This window comes from Psychrobacter sp. 1044, from assembly GCF_904846525.1.
GTDB lineage: Bacteria > Pseudomonadota > Gammaproteobacteria > Pseudomonadales > Moraxellaceae > Psychrobacter.
Genome location: NZ_CAJHAZ010000004.1, coordinates 104,372 through 123,236, shown reverse-complemented (window position 1 = coordinate 123,236; position 18,865 = coordinate 104,372). Strand labels below are relative to the sequence as shown.

The following is an 18,865-nucleotide window of genomic DNA, read 5'->3' as shown; positions in this document are numbered from 1 at the left end:
AGCAAACGTTTACTTCTTACTACTCTTTCTTTTTAATCGGGTCTTTTTTTGCATTTATCGATTCCCCATCGGTTGGCATTTTGCTAAGATAAGGCGTTAATTTTATGTCTGTCGCTCAGCCATCACCACTCTTATTAATACATTGTTTTTAAACAGAATGTTTAAGACAGGCTACTTAAAATGATGCATAAGATTTAGTGCAAGGTACAAGCGGTAGATACATTTGGTTTCATGATGCGGTGTAACGATATATGACAGTAAAGCGTGTAAAAAATCAGCTGGTGCAGCTGGTAGTCGGTGTGAGTATCTCTATGAGTGCAGTGATGGCAAACGCAGCCATCCAGCCGCCTGAGATGGATAATACCGCCTATGTATTGATGGATTATAATACTGGTGAGATTTTGGCACAAAAGAACGCCAATGAGTCGCTACCGCCAGCGTCTTTGACAAAAATGATGACCAGTTACATCATTGAGCAGCGCTTAGCATCAGGCGACCTCAAAGAAGATGACCAAGTCATAATGAGTCCAAATGCTTGGTGTCGTGGTAGTAGCAGCCAGTCTTGCATGTATGTGCCGGTAAATAAATCTGCGAGTGTTATCGACATGCTACGCGGTATTATTATTCAATCAGGTAACGATGCCTCAAAAGCCATGGCTGAGCATATCGCTGGTAGCGAAGCCTCATTTGCTATATTGATGAATGAGCAAGCAGAAAAACTTGGTATGAAAAATACCCATTTCGTCAACTCTACTGGTATGCCTGACGAAGGGCATGAGGCATCAGCATTAGATTTGGCCAAATTGTCACGTGCTATTATCAAGAATAGCGGCGACTATTATGGTATTTATGCAGAAAAAGAGTTCACCTATAACGGTATTACTCAAGGTAACCGTAATGCTCTACTTGCAACCGATCCAACCGTTGATGGTTTAAAAACTGGCCACACTGATGCCGCAGGCTATTGCTTAGCGGCTTCAAGCAATCGTGATGGCATGCGCTTGATTTCTGTGATTATGGGAACAGAGAGCCAGCAAGCACGTGCCGATCAATCACGTGAGCTGCTCAACTGGGGCTTTGGCCACTTCACTACTGTCACCAAAGCACCTGCTGGACAATTCGTCAGCAAAGTTCCGGTCTGGTTCGGTGAAGCTGATGAAGTTGAGCTAGTCACTGCGGATAATTTGCAAATTCTAACCAGCAAAACGCAAAAAAACAAAATCACGACTGTGGTAGATATTCCTGAGAGCCTAGAAGCACCCATCAAAAAAGGTCAAGAAATTGGCAAAATGATGGCGGTTATTGATGGTAAAGCGGTGGCTTCAGTGCCTATTATAGCGACCAGTGATATCGAGCAATCAGGCTTTATGAGCCGCACTTGGCAGCGTGTCGTACGTTGGGCACAAAATCTGTTTTAGAGAATATTAGTAGAAGCTATTTCTCAAGAACATTACTGACAAAAAAGACGCCTCAAAACTGGGCGTCTTTTTTATGTCTTCATTCACCGCACAGATTTTATTATTGCTATTAAATAGTGTCATCATAAAACTGTGATAAACACTGATTTACTAGACTTAGCAGGTTTGCTCTCGTTCATCATATTTTTCAAATTAAAAGCAAGCACCCTTGTCGAAAATACGATGTTCGAAACTATTTACAGTAAATGAGTAAATGAAAGGCAATCGAGTACATTAAACGAGGTTAGTACAGTAAGCGTGACAAATCCTTTAGTCCTATTACGTCCATACCAACCAGCGCTTAAGCAAGTCGCTTAATGCTTTATCTTTATAAGTGGCGCTATAACAGTAATCGACACCAGCTGCTTTCAAACCATGCTCAAAACTGTCTAACTGCTTCGCTCGATGTGGTGGATACCAATATACCAATAAAGCCCGATGTTCACTTTCAAATTGACGAATACGCTTGGCTAACGACTCAGCTTTACTTGGAAAGATATCTTCCGCAAACATCACCATATTCACCTGTCTTATACTCATCTCCTCTATAACCAGTGCTTCATGCTGACGATAAATGACCGTCGCGCCTAAACGTTCTAGCTCTTTCGCTAAAAACCCGACTTCATGATAATAATAGTAAATAACAGTCAATCCAGCCAATAAATGCTGCTGCCGAGACTGCTGTTTATTGGTCATCGATATGGTCAGCATGAATTGGGTGCCTGACCCTAACGTGCTATCTACTTCTATGGTAGCGCCCATCAGCTGAGCCATTTGCTTGACGACTGGTAAACCAACACCTGAGCCTTCATATTGACGAGTTTGTGATGAATCCACTTGGAAAAACGGATTAAAAATATCATCGATATGAGTGCTATCGATACCAATACCTGTATCTTTTACACTAATTTGCCAGCGATTGCTTTTATCAAAATGGGTTAATTGCGACGTAATAGTCACCTGCCCCGCTGGAGTAAACTTAATCGCATTACTCAGTAATATCGATAATATTTGTTTTATTTTTTCCGCATCCCCTTCCAGACCATAGTCTATATGATGAATACGGCTAATCAACTCTAGCCTTTTTTGCCGAGCAATAGGCTCATATTCTGCCAACAGATCGGCGATTAACTGCAGTGGATTGAACGCAATACAATTAATACTCATCTGACCTTTTTGTATTTGATTCAATTGGATAATATGATCAAGCGACGACACCAATTTATCACTGCCGTCACTGATAATTTCAACCGCATCTTTTTGTTCTCTATTGAGGGTATCGTAATCTAACAGCTGTAAACCGCCTACGATAGCATTTAGCGAAGTTTTCAGCTCATGGGTGATCATGCTTTGAAAGTTATGCAGCTGCACATCGAGGGATACGTCTTTGTTGTGTAATTGCTGCTCAAAAATAGCAAGCGCCTCATAATTTTGTTGGACTTTCTGTAAACGATCAAACAATACAGCCAAAGTTTGCTTGATTTGCACCAGTTCCTGAAATTCAAAAAGCTGCGGAATCACTGGTAACTGCTCAAGCTCTGGGTTTTTCACAACGATGTGACAGACTTCTTTCAAAGCTTCAATATCTCTGATTGGCCATTTGAGTTTGCGCAGAATGTACAATACCCAAAGTACCGTCAATATCGTGGTGATAAGCCATAGCAATATATTGCTTCGAAACCAATGTGAACGCAGGATGTTCACATCTAAAGTGAGATTAATATATCCAACTAACGCGCTATTTTTATTGGCCTCACTAGACGCTGACGATTCTTGCTCACCATTTGATAAAGTCGTGGACGATTGCTGACTGCTGTTTAACGTATCTAGCGCGCTATCATCACCGATATCGTCACTGGTAACGGGGTAATTGAAGCTGACAGTATCTGCAAATAAGGCATTCTTCCAATCATCTCTGGATTGATTAACTTCATCAATAGGTTTGGGTGTTGAATAAAATAAAATACTTCTGATGCTGGGTTCACTTTCTAACAAGAATCTCACTTGCTCAGCCACGATATCAGCACCATCGGCTGTCGATGCGCTGGTGGTCAACATGGTAGCCAATTGCTGGATATGCTGACGCTTCTCTTTATAGTGGTATAACAAACCATAAACGATAGACATCAAGAAGCCTGCCAACACAGCCAAAATAATGGCTTGTACGACAGAACGCCAAATAAGCGTAGAGATGGTTTGAGAGGGACGGTTGTTCATATTACTTAACTGAGTTAAGAAAACTTTTGATTATATTACAGGTATTTTGTAGGAGTAGTGAGGGAAATATCACATGTTAATAAAACTTAACAACGTATTAATATATCATGATGACCGATATAATCATCATGATATAGCACATTACAGAGAAGCAGGAACAATAGAATAAAACAGTCTTTATTTACTACAACAATATAAAGACCATCATCATTTTGCTAAATTAACGCTTTTTATCTTTATTGGTGAATTTCTGCTTATCTTTGGTAGTAAATTTCTGTGCCCGATTACGCTCGCGTTGGCGCAACTGTTGCGTCTTCGCTTTGGTTGGTGTATCGCTCTTGTTGGCATATGGGTTGTCATTTTGTTTAAGGACAACGTTGAGCGGCGTGCCTTCGAGCTTAAATACTTGACGGAATTGGTTCTCCAGATAACGCTGATAGCTTTTAGGTAGCGCACTGGTTTGGTTACCATGAATGACAATCACGGGCGGATTGTGACCACCGATGTGAGCGAAGCGCAGTTTAATACGGCGACCAGCAACCGTTGGTGGTGGATTGGCTGTCACCGCATCTTGCAGAATCTGAGTCAAACGATTGGTTGACACTTCAAACATCGAAGATTTATAAGCACGCAAGATAGACGGGTATAGATTACCCACACCAGTGCCATGTAGTGCTGAGATTAGATGCACTTTTACATAAGGGATAAAGTTAAAGCGGCGATCCATCTCAATCTTGATATAATTTTTCTGATCAGCAGTCAGACCATCCCACTTATTAATCGCAACAACTAAAGCACGACCCGCATCAAGCGCATAGCCAATCATATGCAAGTCTTGATCAACGATACCTTCATGCGCATCAATAACAATAACGGTTACATTAGAATCTTCGATTGCTTGTAGGGTTTTAATGACCGAGAATTTTTCTACTTTTTCATCAATTCTACCGCGGCGGCGCACACCAGCAGTATCGATTAAGACGTAGTCCTTACCCTCACGTGTATAAGGAATATAAATACTGTCACGCGTGGTACCGGGCATATCAAAAACCACTACTCGGTCTTCACCCAATAGACGATTGACTAGCGTCGATTTACCAACGTTTGGACGACCTATGATCGCTAACTTCAAACCTTTTGGCTCTACGACATTCTCTTGCTCAGGCATATCAGCCGTCAATATTTCAAGCAAATTACCGACACCGCGACCATGACTTGCCGCCATCGGATATGGCTCACCCAATCCTAATGCATAAAACTCGGCAGGTGCAGCGTCGTGAGCACCATCGACTTTATTGGCAACCACATAGACTGGTTTGCCAAGGGTGTGTAAAAACTTACCAATCTCAGCATCTGCGCCGATCATACCAGCACGAGCATCCACCACAAATACGATGATGTCTGCTTCATGAATCGCTGTATGTGATTGCTCAGACATATAATCATCAATGTTGCCGCTACCGTCATCCGCCTCACCAATACCACCAGTGTCTACAACGATAAAAGATTTGTCTTCATAGGTCGCATCACCGTACTGACGGTCACGAGTCAGTCCTGACAAATCAGCAACCAATGCCTGCCGACTTTTTGTGAACTGATTAAATAAGGTGGATTTACCGACGTTTGGACGACCAATTAAGGCGACCACAGGCTTGATACTCATGGGTTACTCTCAGTGAAAGGCACAATGGCGGGCAGTACAGTTATTCTTATAACCAGTGATATAACAGTAGTCGTGAATAAGCTGCTCTTGACCGCAAATTAAAATGAATGATAAAACAATAGCAAAAATAATAGTCAGCTATTTTACAATTAGCAAGTGGTACATAGGATGACTAAATGATAAATAAATAATATATATGGATAACACCTACGGCGCATCGGTCGCATAGAGTACGCGAAAGCCTGTATTTAAACAAGCAATTTACACAAGGCACTAAACGCTGACGAAGCAGCGTTTGTGTTCTCTAAAATTGCAATCAACCCGTTGGCTTAACGATAATATCAAACATACTATCTAAGTAAGCATTAACCGATAAAAAGCTTAGCGGGCTAATTGCCAAATAGCAACCTGTCCTGATGTGCTCTGTGTCATTAAACGGCTACCTTGTACTTGCAAGCTACTCAAAGCACCCTTAGTTTGTACACGGCTAACGATTTTACCGCTAGCTGGATCGAATAAGTGTACCATGCCGTCAAAATCACCCACGGCAATATAATTGCCAATCATTACAGGATTGGTTAAATGACGATAAGCCAGCTCTTCACTTTCCCAAAGAACCTCACCATTACTGCGATTATAGGCAACCACTTTGCCCTCTAAGCTGGTACCAATCACTTGCTGGTTATTTACAGCAAGTGACTTTAAGCTGGCAAGCTCGTTGACAAACATGACTTGACGCGAAGCCAAATCAATACCTAATAACTGACCACTATAACTGATGGCAAATAGCTGGTTTTTATCGACGATCGGCGTACCATCGACATCACTCATGCGCTCAACTTCACTACTACCAGTGCCAACGCCAACACGTCTTGACCACTGCGGTAAACCACTATCAGTCGTCACCGCATGTAAACGACCATCAGCAGTCGCTAATAATGCCGTTTTGCTATCTAATAACGTTGGCGCCGCACTACCGCGTACACTGATGGCTGGCACTTGTGTGGCAAACTGCCAGACAGACTGACCTGTCTGTAGTGACAAGCCATGTAAAAAGCCATCGTTCGCTGATAGAATGACACGGTTATTGGTAATTAAAGCGGGTGTCAATACTGATCCTGATAGCTGCTTCTGCCAGCGTTTTGCACCAGTCACACTATCAAATGCCATCACTTGACCACCGCGTGTGCTAATAATCGCTGTTTGGCTTAAAGCATCTAAAGCAACGCCGCCCGTGATTTGATCGCCAACGTTGATCGACCATAAACGTTCGCCTGCACTGTTAAAACCGGTCAAATCCCCACCGCGCGATGCAGTGACGATTTGTCCATTGACATAACCTACTTGCAAGTCTAATGGATCTTTCTTACTGGCTTTTTTATTGCCAATATCCGTGCTAAAAACCGGTTGCAACACACTGATAGGCTCAGCAATCTGTACCAGCTTGACTGGATCATTGACGACGGGTTTAATACCGCGATTACACCCAATCACCGCAGTGCTCATCACTGCCAATACTGCCACATGCATCACCGTCGATTTGATGGTTTTAGCTTTTGATATCTTGCTAGAGTGAATAGATTGAGTCATTATGAGTTCTCACTACAAATAAATTATTATTAATTAGTAAATTGGTTATCAGTAAATGTAAGATCGGCGATTAGTACTCACCAAGCACATTCAATGAGTGCTGGCTGTCCATCCGATGCTGTTTTACTGCACCACTTAGCTTGTAGAACGGTTATAGATACGCGCTATTGACTAGCAATTATCAGGCATTAGGTAGAACGCAAACGCTATTATTGGTTAACAGCGCTTGTCACTGTACAATTATTGCGCAACCTCGGCAGCAGCATTTTCTTCCACTAAGGGCTGTGCAGCACTACTTGACTCTTGAATCAGACTGACTGGTTCGTCGATAGGCTCAGGTACGATGCCTAGACTCTCCATCTTTAATGCCAATACTGCACGCGTCTCTTGACGGTTGCGTAACAACTCCCAAGCATTATTGTAAGACTTGATCGCTGAGTCTTTATTATCTTGTGCTAAATAAATATCCCCTAACAACTCTTGTTGGCTGGCTTCAAATGAGCTTGGCATATCATTGTTGGCTTCTGCTAATGCAGCATCCGCATCGCCCGCCGCCAGTAATGTCGTCGCATAGCGCAAACGAGTAATTGCCTGTAAACCTGCATCACCTAAGTCAATGGCCAATGCTTTTTTGAGGGTTTCACTTGCTTCGGTAAATTCATTATTATCTACTTGCTGACGCGCTTTAATCATCAGTGCCTGCCAAGCGTAAACCGACTCACCATGCTTGCTGACTAGCGCATCAATATCTTTGTTTAGCTGGGTGCGACTTTGGGCAAGTGCTGCCTGTGCTTCTGCTTCCAAATCAGGGTTTTGTGAGGCCAAACTGACTTCTTCATTCAACCGCTGAATGTCTGCATAATGATCTGCTGCAACGGTGTCTACGCGCGCATGGTTGTCCTGCCAATATGTCCAACCAAAATAAGCGGCCAGTGCCAACAAAATCGCAGTGACAATATAGCTGCCATACTGCCTTAACGCTTGCATTGAATTGTCTGCATTCGGCGAATTGGGTGTCAGAGCCATATATGTTTACCTGATAAAAGTGTTATGAAATTGCTAATGCTAAAACCGCAATCGATTACTGACGGATAAAATTTTCTTTGCTCGACAGCCAATCTGTCGCAACCGTCTGTTGTTCGCCCGTCTGCATGTCTTTAACGCTGAGGGTATTATCATCCAGCTCTTGCTGCGCAATAATAACGGTCAATGCAGCACCTGACTTATCGGCTTTCTTCATTTGCGCTTTTAGGCTCGTCGCACTCGCCATTTTCACCCGAATGTCTGGGCGACTATAGCGTAGACGTTGAGCATAGCCAATACCAGCACTATAAACCTCTGGATGGGCAACCACAAAGACATCACAAGCGGGAACATCAGCAATTGGCGCAACCGCTTTCATTAACAGTAATAAACGCTCAAGCCCCATGGCAAATCCAACAGCAGGCTCAGATTTTACTGGCTTATTGCCATCAGTACCGATGGATTTTAGTTGCCCAATCAAACCATCATAACGGCCGCCTGCACAAACAGTCGCTTGGCTACCAAGCTTGTCGGTCACCCACTCAAAAACCGTTTTGTTGTAATAATCAAGACCGCGTACTAAGTGTGGATTGATCTCAAAATTAATACCCAGCTCTGTTAAATAGGCTTGTACTTGCTCAAAATGCGCCACGCTTTCTTCACCTAAAAAGTCAGCAAGCTTAGGCGCATCTACCAATAGAGCTTGGGTACTGGCTTCTTTACTGTCTAAAATACGTAGCGGATTGGTGGTCAAGCGGCGCTTGCTGTCTTCATCCAGCTGATCTTTTTTATCGGTTAAATAAGCAACCAATGCTTCGCGATAAGCATGACGCTCATCAATTTCGCCCAGACTGTTTAGCTCTAAACGCATCTCATCTTTTAGACCCAGCTCTTGCCACATCAAATGAGTCATGGCGATCAGCTCAGCGTCAGCGTCTGGTAAGGCACTACCAAAGCTTTCAACACCTATTTGATGAAATTGACGATAACGACCTTTTTGTGGACGCTCATAGCGAAACATTGGACCGATATACCATAACTTAGGCGTATCACCGCGCAGCAAGTTGTGCTCAATCACAGCACGTACTGCACCTGCCGTACCTTCAGGGCGTAGAGCCAACGGCGTTGGTGGCTCAGACTTATCGGTAAAGCTATACATCTCTTTTTCGACAATATCAGTCGCGCCACCAATGGCACGCGCAAACAAATCGGTTTGCTCAACGATTGGCAAACGAATATGCTCAAAGCCGTATCTGCCCAGCACTTCAGCCAATATCGCTTCTAAATGCAGCCATTTTGCGGACTGATCAGGCAAAATATCATTAAACCCTTTGATAGCTTTAATCATGGTACGCTCGTATCCTTAAAAATTTTAACAAGTGTCTCTTTTATTTTTTGCTCATAATAGTGTTTTATTTTACGCGGATAATCTCATTCTCACGTTTTTTAGCCAAATCTTCGGCATGTGCGCGTACCATGCCTTCTATTTCATCGACCAAATTGTCGGTATCGATAAGATGGCTTTTTTCGCCCATACGATATACCAAGGATCTTGGTGCGGCACCAACAATGCCAATATCGGCCTCTTTCGCTTCACCAGGACCATTTACTTTACAGCCGATCACAGACAGGTTCATTGGTTCACGAATGTCTTCTAAGCGCGACTCTAAAGCCGTCATAACTCGAATCACATCAAACTCTTGGCGCGAGCAGCTTGGGCACGCAATAAAGTTGACACCATTAGAACGTATATTGAGCGATTTTAAAATATCAAAGCCGATTTTAATTTCTTCTTCAGGCTCTGCCGCCAGTGAGATACGGATGGTATCACCGATGCCATCTAATAATAAACCGCCAAGTGCAATCGCGGATTTAACCGCGCCCGTACGATAAACGCCTGCCTCGGTGACGCCTAAATGCAGCGGATTATCAATTTGGGCAGAAATCAGGCGATACGCATCCAAGGTCAAAAACACATTGCTGGCTTTAACCGATACTTTATATTGATCAAAATTTAGACGATCTAATATATCAATATGGCGCATGGCTGATTCAAGCATCGCCTCGCCAGTTGGCTCGGTATATTTGCGCTGAATGTCTTTTTCGAGCGAGCCTGCATTGACACCGATACGAATAGGGATGTTGTAATGTTTGGCACAGGCGACCACTTCACGTACTTTGGCATCGCTACCGATGTTACCTGGATTAATACGCAGACAGTCAGCCCCTGCTTCGGCAACTGCTAACGCAATCTTGTGGTCGAAATGCACATCTGCAATCAAAGGCACACTGACCAACTTACGAATTTCGCCAAAAGCTTTGACCGTATCCATCGTTGGCGTCGACACCCGCATCAAATCCGCACCAGCTTTAACGCAGCGTTCGATTTGAGCGACAGTTGCTGCCACATCGCAAGTATCTGTATTGGTCATACTCTGCACACTAATCGGCGCATCACCACCAATCGCGACATCACCGACATATATTTTTTTGGTAAGGCGACGGTTAATAGGCGCTGACGTTGACATAGACAAACCCTTCAGTTAGAGCGAAAAAACGCAGAAAAAACACACTTATAATAGCTTGCAGATAGCAACTTTTAAAAATAAATCTTGTACAGCAGTCGATAAGACTAGCATTCAAAATTAGCCGCTTAAAAAGTTAAGGCGCTAACTCAAAATTGGCTTGCTTATCCGTTGCATAAGTATTTAGCGCAACCGCTTCTTGGTTAAGCATTATGCTGACATTATCGACATTATCAATTTGTACATTAAACGGCGGCGTACCTGACAGTTTATAATCCCCAGATGTCTGCGAGCCACTCATTAAACTACTACCAGAGGCATCAGTAATACTCACGACGGCAGTATCCGTCAGTTTGACATCTAAAGACGCTGGACTTGCATCGCCGCCCAAGTTTAGAGCAGAGCCAGAGGCACCAACGCCCATCTCATCAGTATTGATTGCCGCACCTTGCGCTTGCTCTATCGCTGAGACGTCTTCGACCGTCGATACTGGCTGCTCGGTATTCTCTTTACTTGCATTACTCACCATGCGAAATAAGAAAATCGCTAAAATAATGACACCAATAACGGCGATGATCAGTAGTGGGTTAAAACGAATACGATTGTGCGTATCACGTTGCAATGTGCCCATTGGACGCAGTGGCGTATCCGTGTTATTCACTGACTTTGCTTTCAGCTCCGTAGGATAAGCGGCATCAAAGCTGGTTGCTATTTTTACAGGATCCAAACCCAAAAACTTAGCATAATTGATGGCAAACCCACGGGCAAAAGCAGCTTGCGGCATCTCCGAAAAATTTTCATTTTCAAGCGCTTGCAAATGACGCTTTAAAATAAATAACTCGGCAGCTACCTCGTCTAAGCTGATTTGCTTATTTTTACGGGCTTGCTGCAACACGGCACCAAATGATCCCTGAGCGTTAGATTGAGTGTTTAATGATGGGGTGGTCATTTCCATGGTGCCTCTGGATTGTTAAGCCAAGTCTTAAGTTGTTTTGCTTCATCACTTAAAGGATAAGCAGATAAAAGCTGCTGTGCCAATTGCTGGCGCGTCGTTATGTTATTTTGTGCAGCGGCCAATTTGATACCTTGTAATAGCAAGCGCGGGCTAATGCCCTGCCCTTGTACCAGTACCAAGGTTTCATCATAAAGCCTTTGAGCCTGTGGAACACGTTGCTGCTCAAGCAATAAATCGACCAACTCGATATGGGCAATAATACTATTACGATTGCCATCAAGTGCCCGTAAAAATGCTTTAGCAGCCGCACTGCGATCCCCTAGCTGTAAGTAAGTGCGCCCTAGATTCTCTAGCGCACCAATACGACCTTCGTAACCTAATGCTGAACCCGCAATCTCAAACTGCTCTGCCGCCTCACGATAGCGCTTCATTTGTGACAAATAAACGCCATAGTTATTGTGGGCTTGCTCAAAATCTTTATCAAGCGTAATCGCTTTTTTAAAATACTGATCGGCTTTTTCGAGATTGAGTCGACTGCCCTCTTGCTGCAGCAAAACGCCCATCATATCATAGGCTGGCGCGTAACGGCTATCGGCAGCAAAGGCTTTTTCGAGTTGGCGCTGAGCGGTATCAAGCTCATTTTTGCGGATATATTGTGCGGCAAGTGAAGTGCGCACGCGAGCAATTTCTTGTTGATCTAAGTTACGATTGTCATTGGGTCGCGTAGACGTTTGATAAGCCGCGATGTTTGTCAAATCATTGGTCGGCGTGCTTTGACAACCAGTGAGCAGCAGCCCTACCAATGCCATCACTAATACCGTACGCTTCGACATCGCTACTGGGTCAATAGCCCCTAGTCCATTCGCTGTACTCAATCGCTTATAAGTCTGAGAAAATATTTTTTGATAATTGAACTGACAAGAATTTCTAGAAGTCATCATAGCCGCCATCATAAAACTGTGATTCAATGCGTTCGATCCTCGAGGCATCAGTTTAATAGATTTAGCCCGCATAAGTACAATTTAGTTGTCATTAATTGCTGTGCACATCCAAACTAATCGTTATTGCTACATTTTTATTACCATTGCGACAGATAAAAGACAAATACGATGCTACATCGAAAATGTCTATTCACCATTTATATGACCATCATACTAAACACTTTCACGATCCTTGATGCTTTGCTGCCACGCGGCTGAACGACGGGTTCTGTCAGCCACTTGCCCAACCAATTGACCACATGCCGCATCAATATCATCACCGCGTGTTTGACGTATGGTACAAACAAAACCTGCTTCACTTAATATATTGCTAAAGGCATGAATACGATTATTACTCGACTTATCATAATTTGCATGAGGGAACGGGTTAAATGGTATCAAGTTAATCTTACTCGGTAAATCGCCCAATAATGCGACCAATTGCTCAGCATGCTCATTACTATCATTGACACCATCTAGCATCACATATTCAATAGTCACGTGTTTTTTGTGGCGCGGATTGACTTCAAAAACGTAATTTCTCGCTGCCGCCATGAGCTGCTCTAATGGATATTTTTTATTGATCGGCACTAATTCATTACGCAGCTCGTCATTTGGTGCGTGCAATGAAATCGCTAAAGCGACGTCAAGCTCCTGTGCCAACTCATACATCTTAGGAACCACACCTGAGGTAGATAGCGTGACACGGCGTTTTGATAAACCATAAGCGTGGTCACTGAGCATCAATTCCATCGAGCTGACAACGGGACGATAGTTTAATAACGGCTCGCCCATGCCCATCATGACGACGTTGGTGACGTTGTTTTCCCATAAACTATGGTCAACATTTTCTAAACTGTCATTTTCATCGGTCATATAAGAGGCATTTGCCACCCATAATTGTCCAAGAATTTCAGCCGCTGTTAAATCGCGCTCAAAGCCTTGCTTACCGGTACTACAAAAGCTACAGTCCAGCGCACAGCCTACTTGCGAAGAGACACACAAGGTTTTGCGACCGTTTAATTTACTGTCATCTGCGGGAATCAATACGGTCTCGACCAAAGAGCCACCCGTGACTTCAAATACCCATTTACGCGTGCCGTCATCACTATATTGACGATGAATCACTTTTGGCGGAATGACGCAGGCATTGGCTGATAATTTATCACGCAAAGATTTACTCAGATTGGTCATTTGCTCAAAATCAGTGACACCCTGCTGATATATCCACTTAATGACTTGCGTCGAGCGAAACGGCTTTTCACCAATACTCTTAAAGTATTCCGCCAGCTGCGCTTGTGTCATACCTAGTAGATTGGTTTTCGCCTGCGCCTCGTCTACTAATTTTATACTCTTAGTAGTCTTAGCAGGTACATGTTGGACGTCAGTTTGAATAGGAGTTTGAGCAGTTGACATAATAAATAACCTTTTTGCATCTACTGGTATGAGCGATACAATTGTTGAGATGGGTGTTGCAGACGTACTCAATATATGAGTGCATGAGCAATCCGTTATGAGCGCATTTTTTACCAAAAACTGAAAGTAATATGCTGATAAAGGATTGATAACGCTATATAAAACCAATAATGAGGGAGAAAAGTTAAAATTTCAACACTAAAATCTCAATGCATAGTCAGACTATTATAATAGCTAAAACGGCTTATACCAAAAGATATAAGCCGTCTTGCCACACTAATTATTAATCAGTACTATTATTTATAACAGTGGCTATTAATAAATACTGCTATTAACGCGTACGTGCACACACTTCTTCTTCATTGAAAAAGTAGCTGATTTCACGTGCTGCTGATTCAGCTGAATCTGAACCATGAACCGCGTTTTCATCGATGCTGCTAGCGAAGTCAGCACGAATAGTGCCTTCAGCGGCGTCTTTTGGGTTAGTAGCGCCCATGATATCACGATGCTTAGCGATCGCATTTTCGCCTTCTAGTACAGATACCAATACTGGACCTGAAGTCATAAATGACACTAGATCTTTGTAGAATGGACGCTCAGCGTGCTCAGCGTAAAAACCACCCGCTTTTTTATCATCAAGTTGCATCATTTTAGCGGCAACAATTTTTAGACCTGATTTTTCAAAACGATCGTAGATAGCGCCGATGTTGTTGCCAGCGACTGCGTCAGGTTTGATGATAGATAAAGTACGTTCGTTAGCCATGAAAAGCTCCTAATAATTAATGAATTCGATAAAAATGAGATGGTAAATGCTTTGTTTTATCTTTGGCCGCAATGTTGACTTAGGCAGATTTAAATAATCTCATGGTCTATCAATGCGATAATATGAGCGCCAACACAGGATTGCTGCCTATTATAATGATTAGCGCTATAAATGATAGGGTTAATTTATGACCGCACCTTGCATAAAAGTAAATTTATGACCGCAGCTTATCTTAAGACAAAGTGAGCATTCATCAATAGCAGATTCTTACCCTACGTATCTCATCACTAACTATCTTTGTCATTGATGAGCATAAAACCAACTTGGCGAAAACTCTATGTAAGTGTTACCAACAAAAATCCCTCAGCATATAATGCTAAGGGATTTTTGTTAATACGCAGCTATGAAGGTCACTGCTTTCAAGCAATACTAAAAAACAACTACTCGCCTAAGCGGCTGTCGCGGCAACTGCCAGCGCTACATTCACGCACACGATCATTTAAGAAGTTCACTCGCTCAGTTGTCACCCGAGTCGCACAGCCCATATTAACAAAAAATCCTTCATCATTATTATAACTACATTGGTCATTACGCTCGCGTATCCACGCCAATTGTCCACGTTTGAGTTTGGATTTTTGCTGGCTATTTAACTGCTTAGCCAATTTTGCATAAGAATTATTCAGCTCTTTATCCGCTTCTAAATATACTTTCGTTAAGCAATATAAATCATCAAAATCATTGTTGGGTTTGTCACAGTTTTGCGCGCCCCATGACAGCATAGGAAACATAAAAGCCGCAGACGTTAGCAGCGCTAAAGCTGTTTTGCCTATAGAGTGCTTGATAATAGTCGCTTTCATCACGTTTTCCTTTTTATATATTGATAAAATTACATTCATTTATGACATAATATACCAATTAAACCAGAATAATGTTAGCAATTCTCTCTTTTATACTATTTTTTCTTATCTCAATTTATTCAATTGCCAGATATCTTGATTTTTTATCGTTAGAAATTAATAGTGATTAACATTTTTTATCACTTGGCATTAATAGTAGTTAGCATAATAAAAAATGATGAGAATTTACCTATAAGACATTACTCATAAAAAAATCCCAATGCTCAGCACTGGGATTTTTTATTAATACTAAAAGCGATTTAAGCAACTTTCTAGTAAAGACTAAGCATCATACGGGTCACGCAATACGATTGTCTCTTCGCGATCAGGACCGGTTGAGATAATATCAACTGGGCAACCAATCAACGCTTCGATACGTTTGATATATTTTTTCGCATTTTCTGGAAGTTCATCATAGTTAGTGATACCAACGGTTGACTCACTCCACCCTTGCATCGTCTCATACTTAGGCGTGACTGACTCATAGAATTCAGCATCGTGTGCACCTGCACATTCAGTCTCAGGCAAGTTATAACCCACACCGATTAGTAGCTCTTCAAGACCATCTAATACGTCAAGCTTAGTTAAGCAGATACCTGACATAGAGTTCAGTACCACTGCACGGCGTAATGCTTCCGCATCGAACCAACCACAGCGACGCGCACGACCAGTGGTCGCACCAAATTCATGACCGACTTTAGCCAAATGCGCACCAACATCATCAAATAGTTCAGTTGGGAATGGACCACTACCGACACGGGTAGTATAAGCTTTAGTGATACCAAGTACGTAATCTAAGTACAATGGACCTATACCTGTACCAGTAGACACGCCGCCAGCAGTTACGCTTGAGCTGGTCACAAACGGATATGTACCATGATCGATATCAAGCAATGTACCTTGCGCGCCTTCAAACATAAGGTTCTTACCAGCCAAACGCAATTGATTAAGGTCTTCGGTCACATCAGTAACCATGCCTTTAATCTCTTCTTTCCACTCTTGGCAAAGCTTAAGTGTCTCATCAAAATCAATCGCTTCAACTTTATAATATTGAGTCAATTGGAAGTTATGATATTCGATTAAGTTGCGGAGTTTTTCTTCTAAATCATCACGGAACAAGTCAGCAAGCTTGATGGCACGGCGGGCTACTTTATCTTCATAAGCAGGTCCAATTCCGCGACCTGTCGTACCAATTTTCCCAGTACCGCGTTTTGCTTCACGTGCTTGGTCAAGTGCCACATGATACGGCATGATAAGTGGGCAGTTTGGAGAGATACGCAGACGCTCACGTACTGGTACGTTGTTGTCTTCTAGCTCTTTCATCTCTTTCAATAATGCGTCAGGTGCTAACACCACGCCGTTACCGATGAAGCAGGTAACGCCTTCACGTAAAATACCTGATGGGATTAAATGTAGGATGGTGGTTTTGCCATCGACAACTAACGTGTGACCAGCGTTATGTCCGCCTTGAAAACGTGCAACTGCTGAAGCTTTTTCGGTTAGTAAATCGACGATTTTACCTTTACCTTCATCGCCCCATTGGCTACCCAAAACTACGACATTCTTACCCATGATCAGTCCTTACCTTTAATGTATTGAGGTGTGTGCAATAACGGTTTAAAACCTGTGATAACTTTCGTTATCTTGATTTTAAAGACGTTAAAAAATGGTAATAATACTAATATTAATATTAATATTAAAAACTAATGCTTAAATACTTTGTAACTGCCAATGATTATCTGTAAAGCTCAAAAGATGCGTCATATCAGAGGGACGATCTTCTGCATTCAATGGCATGGTGACGCGATAGCCTTGCTCACGTAAACTCTCAACCTGCTGTAGCAGTATCTGTCTCTGTTCTTGGTTTGCACTGCTCAAGGCTTCATAGTCGACCAATACGATGATTGGTGCCTCAAGCTGCGTGTGTGCAAGCAAACGACTGACATCCATACTGAAGCCCGTGGCTTCACGTGGCTGATTGATTGCTAACTGGTTGCCGCTTTGCATACCATCGAAACGACCGCCACGTACCAGAGGTTGCGTCTCACTATTGATATAGCCGTTGAATACGATACCCGTGTGGTAATGATAGCCTGATAATTCCGTCACATCGATACTCACAGGGCATTGCCACTGGTCTTGTAGATGTGTTTTTAAGCGTTGTAATTCATTGATAGCAGTCGCGACTTGCGTGTCCTGCTGTGCAGTCTCTGACAATCTCGCCAATAGATTGGTAATATCATGACCAAAACGTGCTAATGCATAAAAATCATCACCCATTGACAATAACTGGCAGACACGCTTTAGCTCTGGTAGATTTTTATTGGCATATAAATGCATGAGTTGCTCAGTGTCATTATCAGACAACTCTGCCAACTCTGCCAGACGCTTAAATATCGCCACGTGACCCAAGTCTATATGCAGCGTCGCACTCATATTTAGCTTATTTATCATGCCAAACAACACATCTATCAGCTCAATATCTGCGGCAAGTGAAGCACAGCCAAATATTTCAGCGCCGAGCTGCAAAGGCGTACGTGAGCCAAATAGCCCTGATGGCAAGGTATGAATCACATCACCTGCATAGCAATAACGTGCAATACCTGTGCCGCCATGATGCGCATCAATACGCAAAATCTGCGGGGTAATATCCGCACGCAGACCCATCAAGCGACCCGTTAGCTGATCGATAATCTTGAAAGTTTGACGCTTTAAATCTTCTGAGGCACCACTCAACAATGACTCAGTAAATTCAATCATTGGTGGATTGACCAACTGATAACCATGACCAATAAGTTGCTGAGTCAGCTGATACCTAAGCACTTCTTGCTTACGCGCATCTTCGAACAGCACATCTACCACCCCATCAGGCAGCAACCAGCTATTGGCAACGTCGCTGGCAAAGTTGTTCAAATATGGCATGTTAGTAGAGGTAGCAGTGTTTTCAGCAGGCTGAGGCGCCGCTTCATTAGTCGTATTTAACTGGGCAAGTTTTGCAGAATCAGAACTGACAGACACAATAAATCCTTGTTTGGCGTATCGCTTACCAAAAACGCGGTACTGATGCGGTACTTAAAGGTTATATTTACAATTGCATTGACGCCAAGCATTTTTATTTTTAACGCGCAACATCATTGACCCAATTATTTATAAACAAACTAGGTAGCCGCAAAAGGGTGAGTAATAAGTATAAGTTAGAATGATAAGACGAGTATCTTTATGCGCTAATAAACGGCGTTAAATAATCAAGGCACTTTACGCTTTAGTTTAGCATAGCAGCCAAGGTTCGCCTAGTGACAATTAGCCACAATTACTATCTAATTACGTCTTATTAGCACTTAATCTATGAAGGTTATCTGTAGACTATATAAGTAATCGTT

At 42.7% G+C, this 18,865-nt stretch carries 14 protein-coding genes; 1 reads left to right on the top strand and 13 read right to left on the bottom strand.

All coding sequences use genetic code 11. The features are described from left to right. Positions 1 to 251: 251 nt before the first annotated feature. Entirely contained in the window at positions 252 to 1,418 is a 1,167-nt protein-coding gene (locus JMX82_RS04025; protein ID WP_045444873.1) for a D-alanyl-D-alanine carboxypeptidase family protein, read from the top strand. Between the two features lie 318 nt (positions 1,419 to 1,736). On the opposite strand, the gene JMX82_RS04020 is transcribed toward JMX82_RS04025, so the two are convergent. From JMX82_RS04020 to JMX82_RS03960, 13 genes are all read right to left on the bottom strand, one after another. Further along, positions 1,737 to 3,674: a sensor histidine kinase gene (locus JMX82_RS04020; protein WP_201539570.1), complete on the bottom strand. Its 1,938-nt coding sequence runs from the start codon at positions 3,672 to 3,674 to the stop codon at positions 1,737 to 1,739. 220 nt (positions 3,675 to 3,894) lie between these two features. Further along, positions 3,895 to 5,337: a ribosome biogenesis GTPase Der gene (gene der, locus JMX82_RS04015; protein ID WP_055124475.1), complete on the bottom strand. Its 1,443-nt coding sequence runs from the start codon at positions 5,335 to 5,337 to the stop codon at positions 3,895 to 3,897. Positions 5,338 to 5,718: 381 nt separating this feature from the next. Further along, entirely contained in the window at positions 5,719 to 6,927 is a 1,209-nt protein-coding gene (gene bamB / locus JMX82_RS04010) for an outer membrane protein assembly factor BamB (protein ID WP_201539569.1), read from the bottom strand. A gap of 240 nt (positions 6,928 to 7,167) precedes the next feature. After that, complete coding sequence (locus tag JMX82_RS04005; protein WP_201539568.1) at positions 7,168 to 7,953, bottom strand: YfgM family protein; 786 nt, start codon at positions 7,951 to 7,953, stop codon at positions 7,168 to 7,170. A 55-nt stretch (positions 7,954 to 8,008) separates the two neighbouring features. Then, positions 8,009 to 9,298, bottom strand: a complete 1,290-nt coding sequence (gene hisS / locus JMX82_RS04000) for a histidine--tRNA ligase (protein WP_201539567.1) — start codon at positions 9,296 to 9,298, stop codon at positions 8,009 to 8,011. A gap of 64 nt (positions 9,299 to 9,362) precedes the next feature. Beyond that, on the bottom strand, positions 9,363 to 10,478 hold the full coding sequence (gene ispG, locus JMX82_RS03995; RefSeq protein ID WP_201539566.1) for a flavodoxin-dependent (E)-4-hydroxy-3-methylbut-2-enyl-diphosphate synthase: 1,116 nt from the start codon (positions 10,476 to 10,478) through the stop codon (positions 9,363 to 9,365). A gap of 133 nt (positions 10,479 to 10,611) precedes the next feature. Then, on the bottom strand, positions 10,612 to 11,424 hold the full coding sequence (locus JMX82_RS03990) for a helix-turn-helix domain-containing protein (protein ID WP_109591647.1): 813 nt from the start codon (positions 11,422 to 11,424) through the stop codon (positions 10,612 to 10,614). Then, complete coding sequence (gene pilW / locus JMX82_RS03985) at positions 11,421 to 12,371, bottom strand: type IV pilus biogenesis/stability protein PilW (RefSeq protein ID WP_227676298.1); 951 nt, start codon at positions 12,369 to 12,371, stop codon at positions 11,421 to 11,423. The genes JMX82_RS03990 and pilW overlap by 4 nt, the downstream gene beginning before the upstream one ends. Before the next feature lie 213 nt (positions 12,372 to 12,584). Then, a complete protein-coding gene (gene rlmN, locus JMX82_RS03980) occupies positions 12,585 to 13,826 on the bottom strand; it encodes a 23S rRNA (adenine(2503)-C(2))-methyltransferase RlmN (RefSeq protein ID WP_060490621.1) in 1,242 nt (413 codons plus the stop codon). Between the two features lie 331 nt (positions 13,827 to 14,157). Further along, entirely contained in the window at positions 14,158 to 14,589 is a 432-nt protein-coding gene (ndk, locus tag JMX82_RS03975; RefSeq protein WP_201539565.1) for a nucleoside-diphosphate kinase, read from the bottom strand. A 440-nt stretch (positions 14,590 to 15,029) separates the two neighbouring features. Next, complete coding sequence (locus JMX82_RS03970) at positions 15,030 to 15,446, bottom strand: lysozyme inhibitor LprI family protein (RefSeq protein WP_060490620.1); 417 nt, start codon at positions 15,444 to 15,446, stop codon at positions 15,030 to 15,032. A 321-nt stretch (positions 15,447 to 15,767) separates the two neighbouring features. Then, entirely contained in the window at positions 15,768 to 17,057 is a 1,290-nt protein-coding gene (locus tag JMX82_RS03965; RefSeq protein WP_045444847.1) for an adenylosuccinate synthase, read from the bottom strand. Positions 17,058 to 17,195: 138 nt separating this feature from the next. Further along, a complete protein-coding gene (locus tag JMX82_RS03960; protein ID WP_201539564.1) occupies positions 17,196 to 18,503 on the bottom strand; it encodes an ATP phosphoribosyltransferase regulatory subunit in 1,308 nt (435 codons plus the stop codon). Between the last annotated feature and the right edge of the window lie 362 nt (positions 18,504 to 18,865).

Excerpts from the sequence above, each read along its gene's own strand:
- bamB (WP_201539569.1), bottom strand. The coding sequence starts at position 6,927 with ATGACTCAATCTATTCACTCTAGCAAGATATCAAAAGCTAAAACCATC.
- JMX82_RS04025 (WP_045444873.1), top strand. The coding sequence starts at position 252 with ATGACAGTAAAGCGTGTAAAAAATCAGCTGGTGCAGCTGGTAGTCGGT.
- ndk (WP_201539565.1), bottom strand. The coding sequence starts at position 14,589 with ATGGCTAACGAACGTACTTTATCTATCATCAAACCTGACGCAGTCGCT.
- JMX82_RS04005 (WP_201539568.1), bottom strand. The coding sequence starts at position 7,953 with ATGGCTCTGACACCCAATTCGCCGAATGCAGACAATTCAATGCAAGCG.
- JMX82_RS04020 (WP_201539570.1), bottom strand. The coding sequence starts at position 3,674 with ATGAACAACCGTCCCTCTCAAACCATCTCTACGCTTATTTGGCGTTCT.
- JMX82_RS03970 (WP_060490620.1), bottom strand. The coding sequence starts at position 15,446 with ATGAAAGCGACTATTATCAAGCACTCTATAGGCAAAACAGCTTTAGCG.
- JMX82_RS03965 (WP_045444847.1), bottom strand. The coding sequence starts at position 17,057 with ATGGGTAAGAATGTCGTAGTTTTGGGTAGCCAATGGGGCGATGAAGGT.
- rlmN (WP_060490621.1), bottom strand. The coding sequence starts at position 13,826 with ATGTCAACTGCTCAAACTCCTATTCAAACTGACGTCCAACATGTACCT.
- der (WP_055124475.1), bottom strand. The coding sequence starts at position 5,337 with ATGAGTATCAAGCCTGTGGTCGCCTTAATTGGTCGTCCAAACGTCGGT.
- pilW (WP_227676298.1), bottom strand. The coding sequence starts at position 12,371 with ATGATGACTTCTAGAAATTCTTGTCAGTTCAATTATCAAAAAATATTT.
- JMX82_RS03990 (WP_109591647.1), bottom strand. The coding sequence starts at position 11,424 with ATGACCACCCCATCATTAAACACTCAATCTAACGCTCAGGGATCATTT.
- hisS (WP_201539567.1), bottom strand. The coding sequence starts at position 9,298 with ATGATTAAAGCTATCAAAGGGTTTAATGATATTTTGCCTGATCAGTCC.
- ispG (WP_201539566.1), bottom strand. The coding sequence starts at position 10,478 with ATGTCAACGTCAGCGCCTATTAACCGTCGCCTTACCAAAAAAATATAT.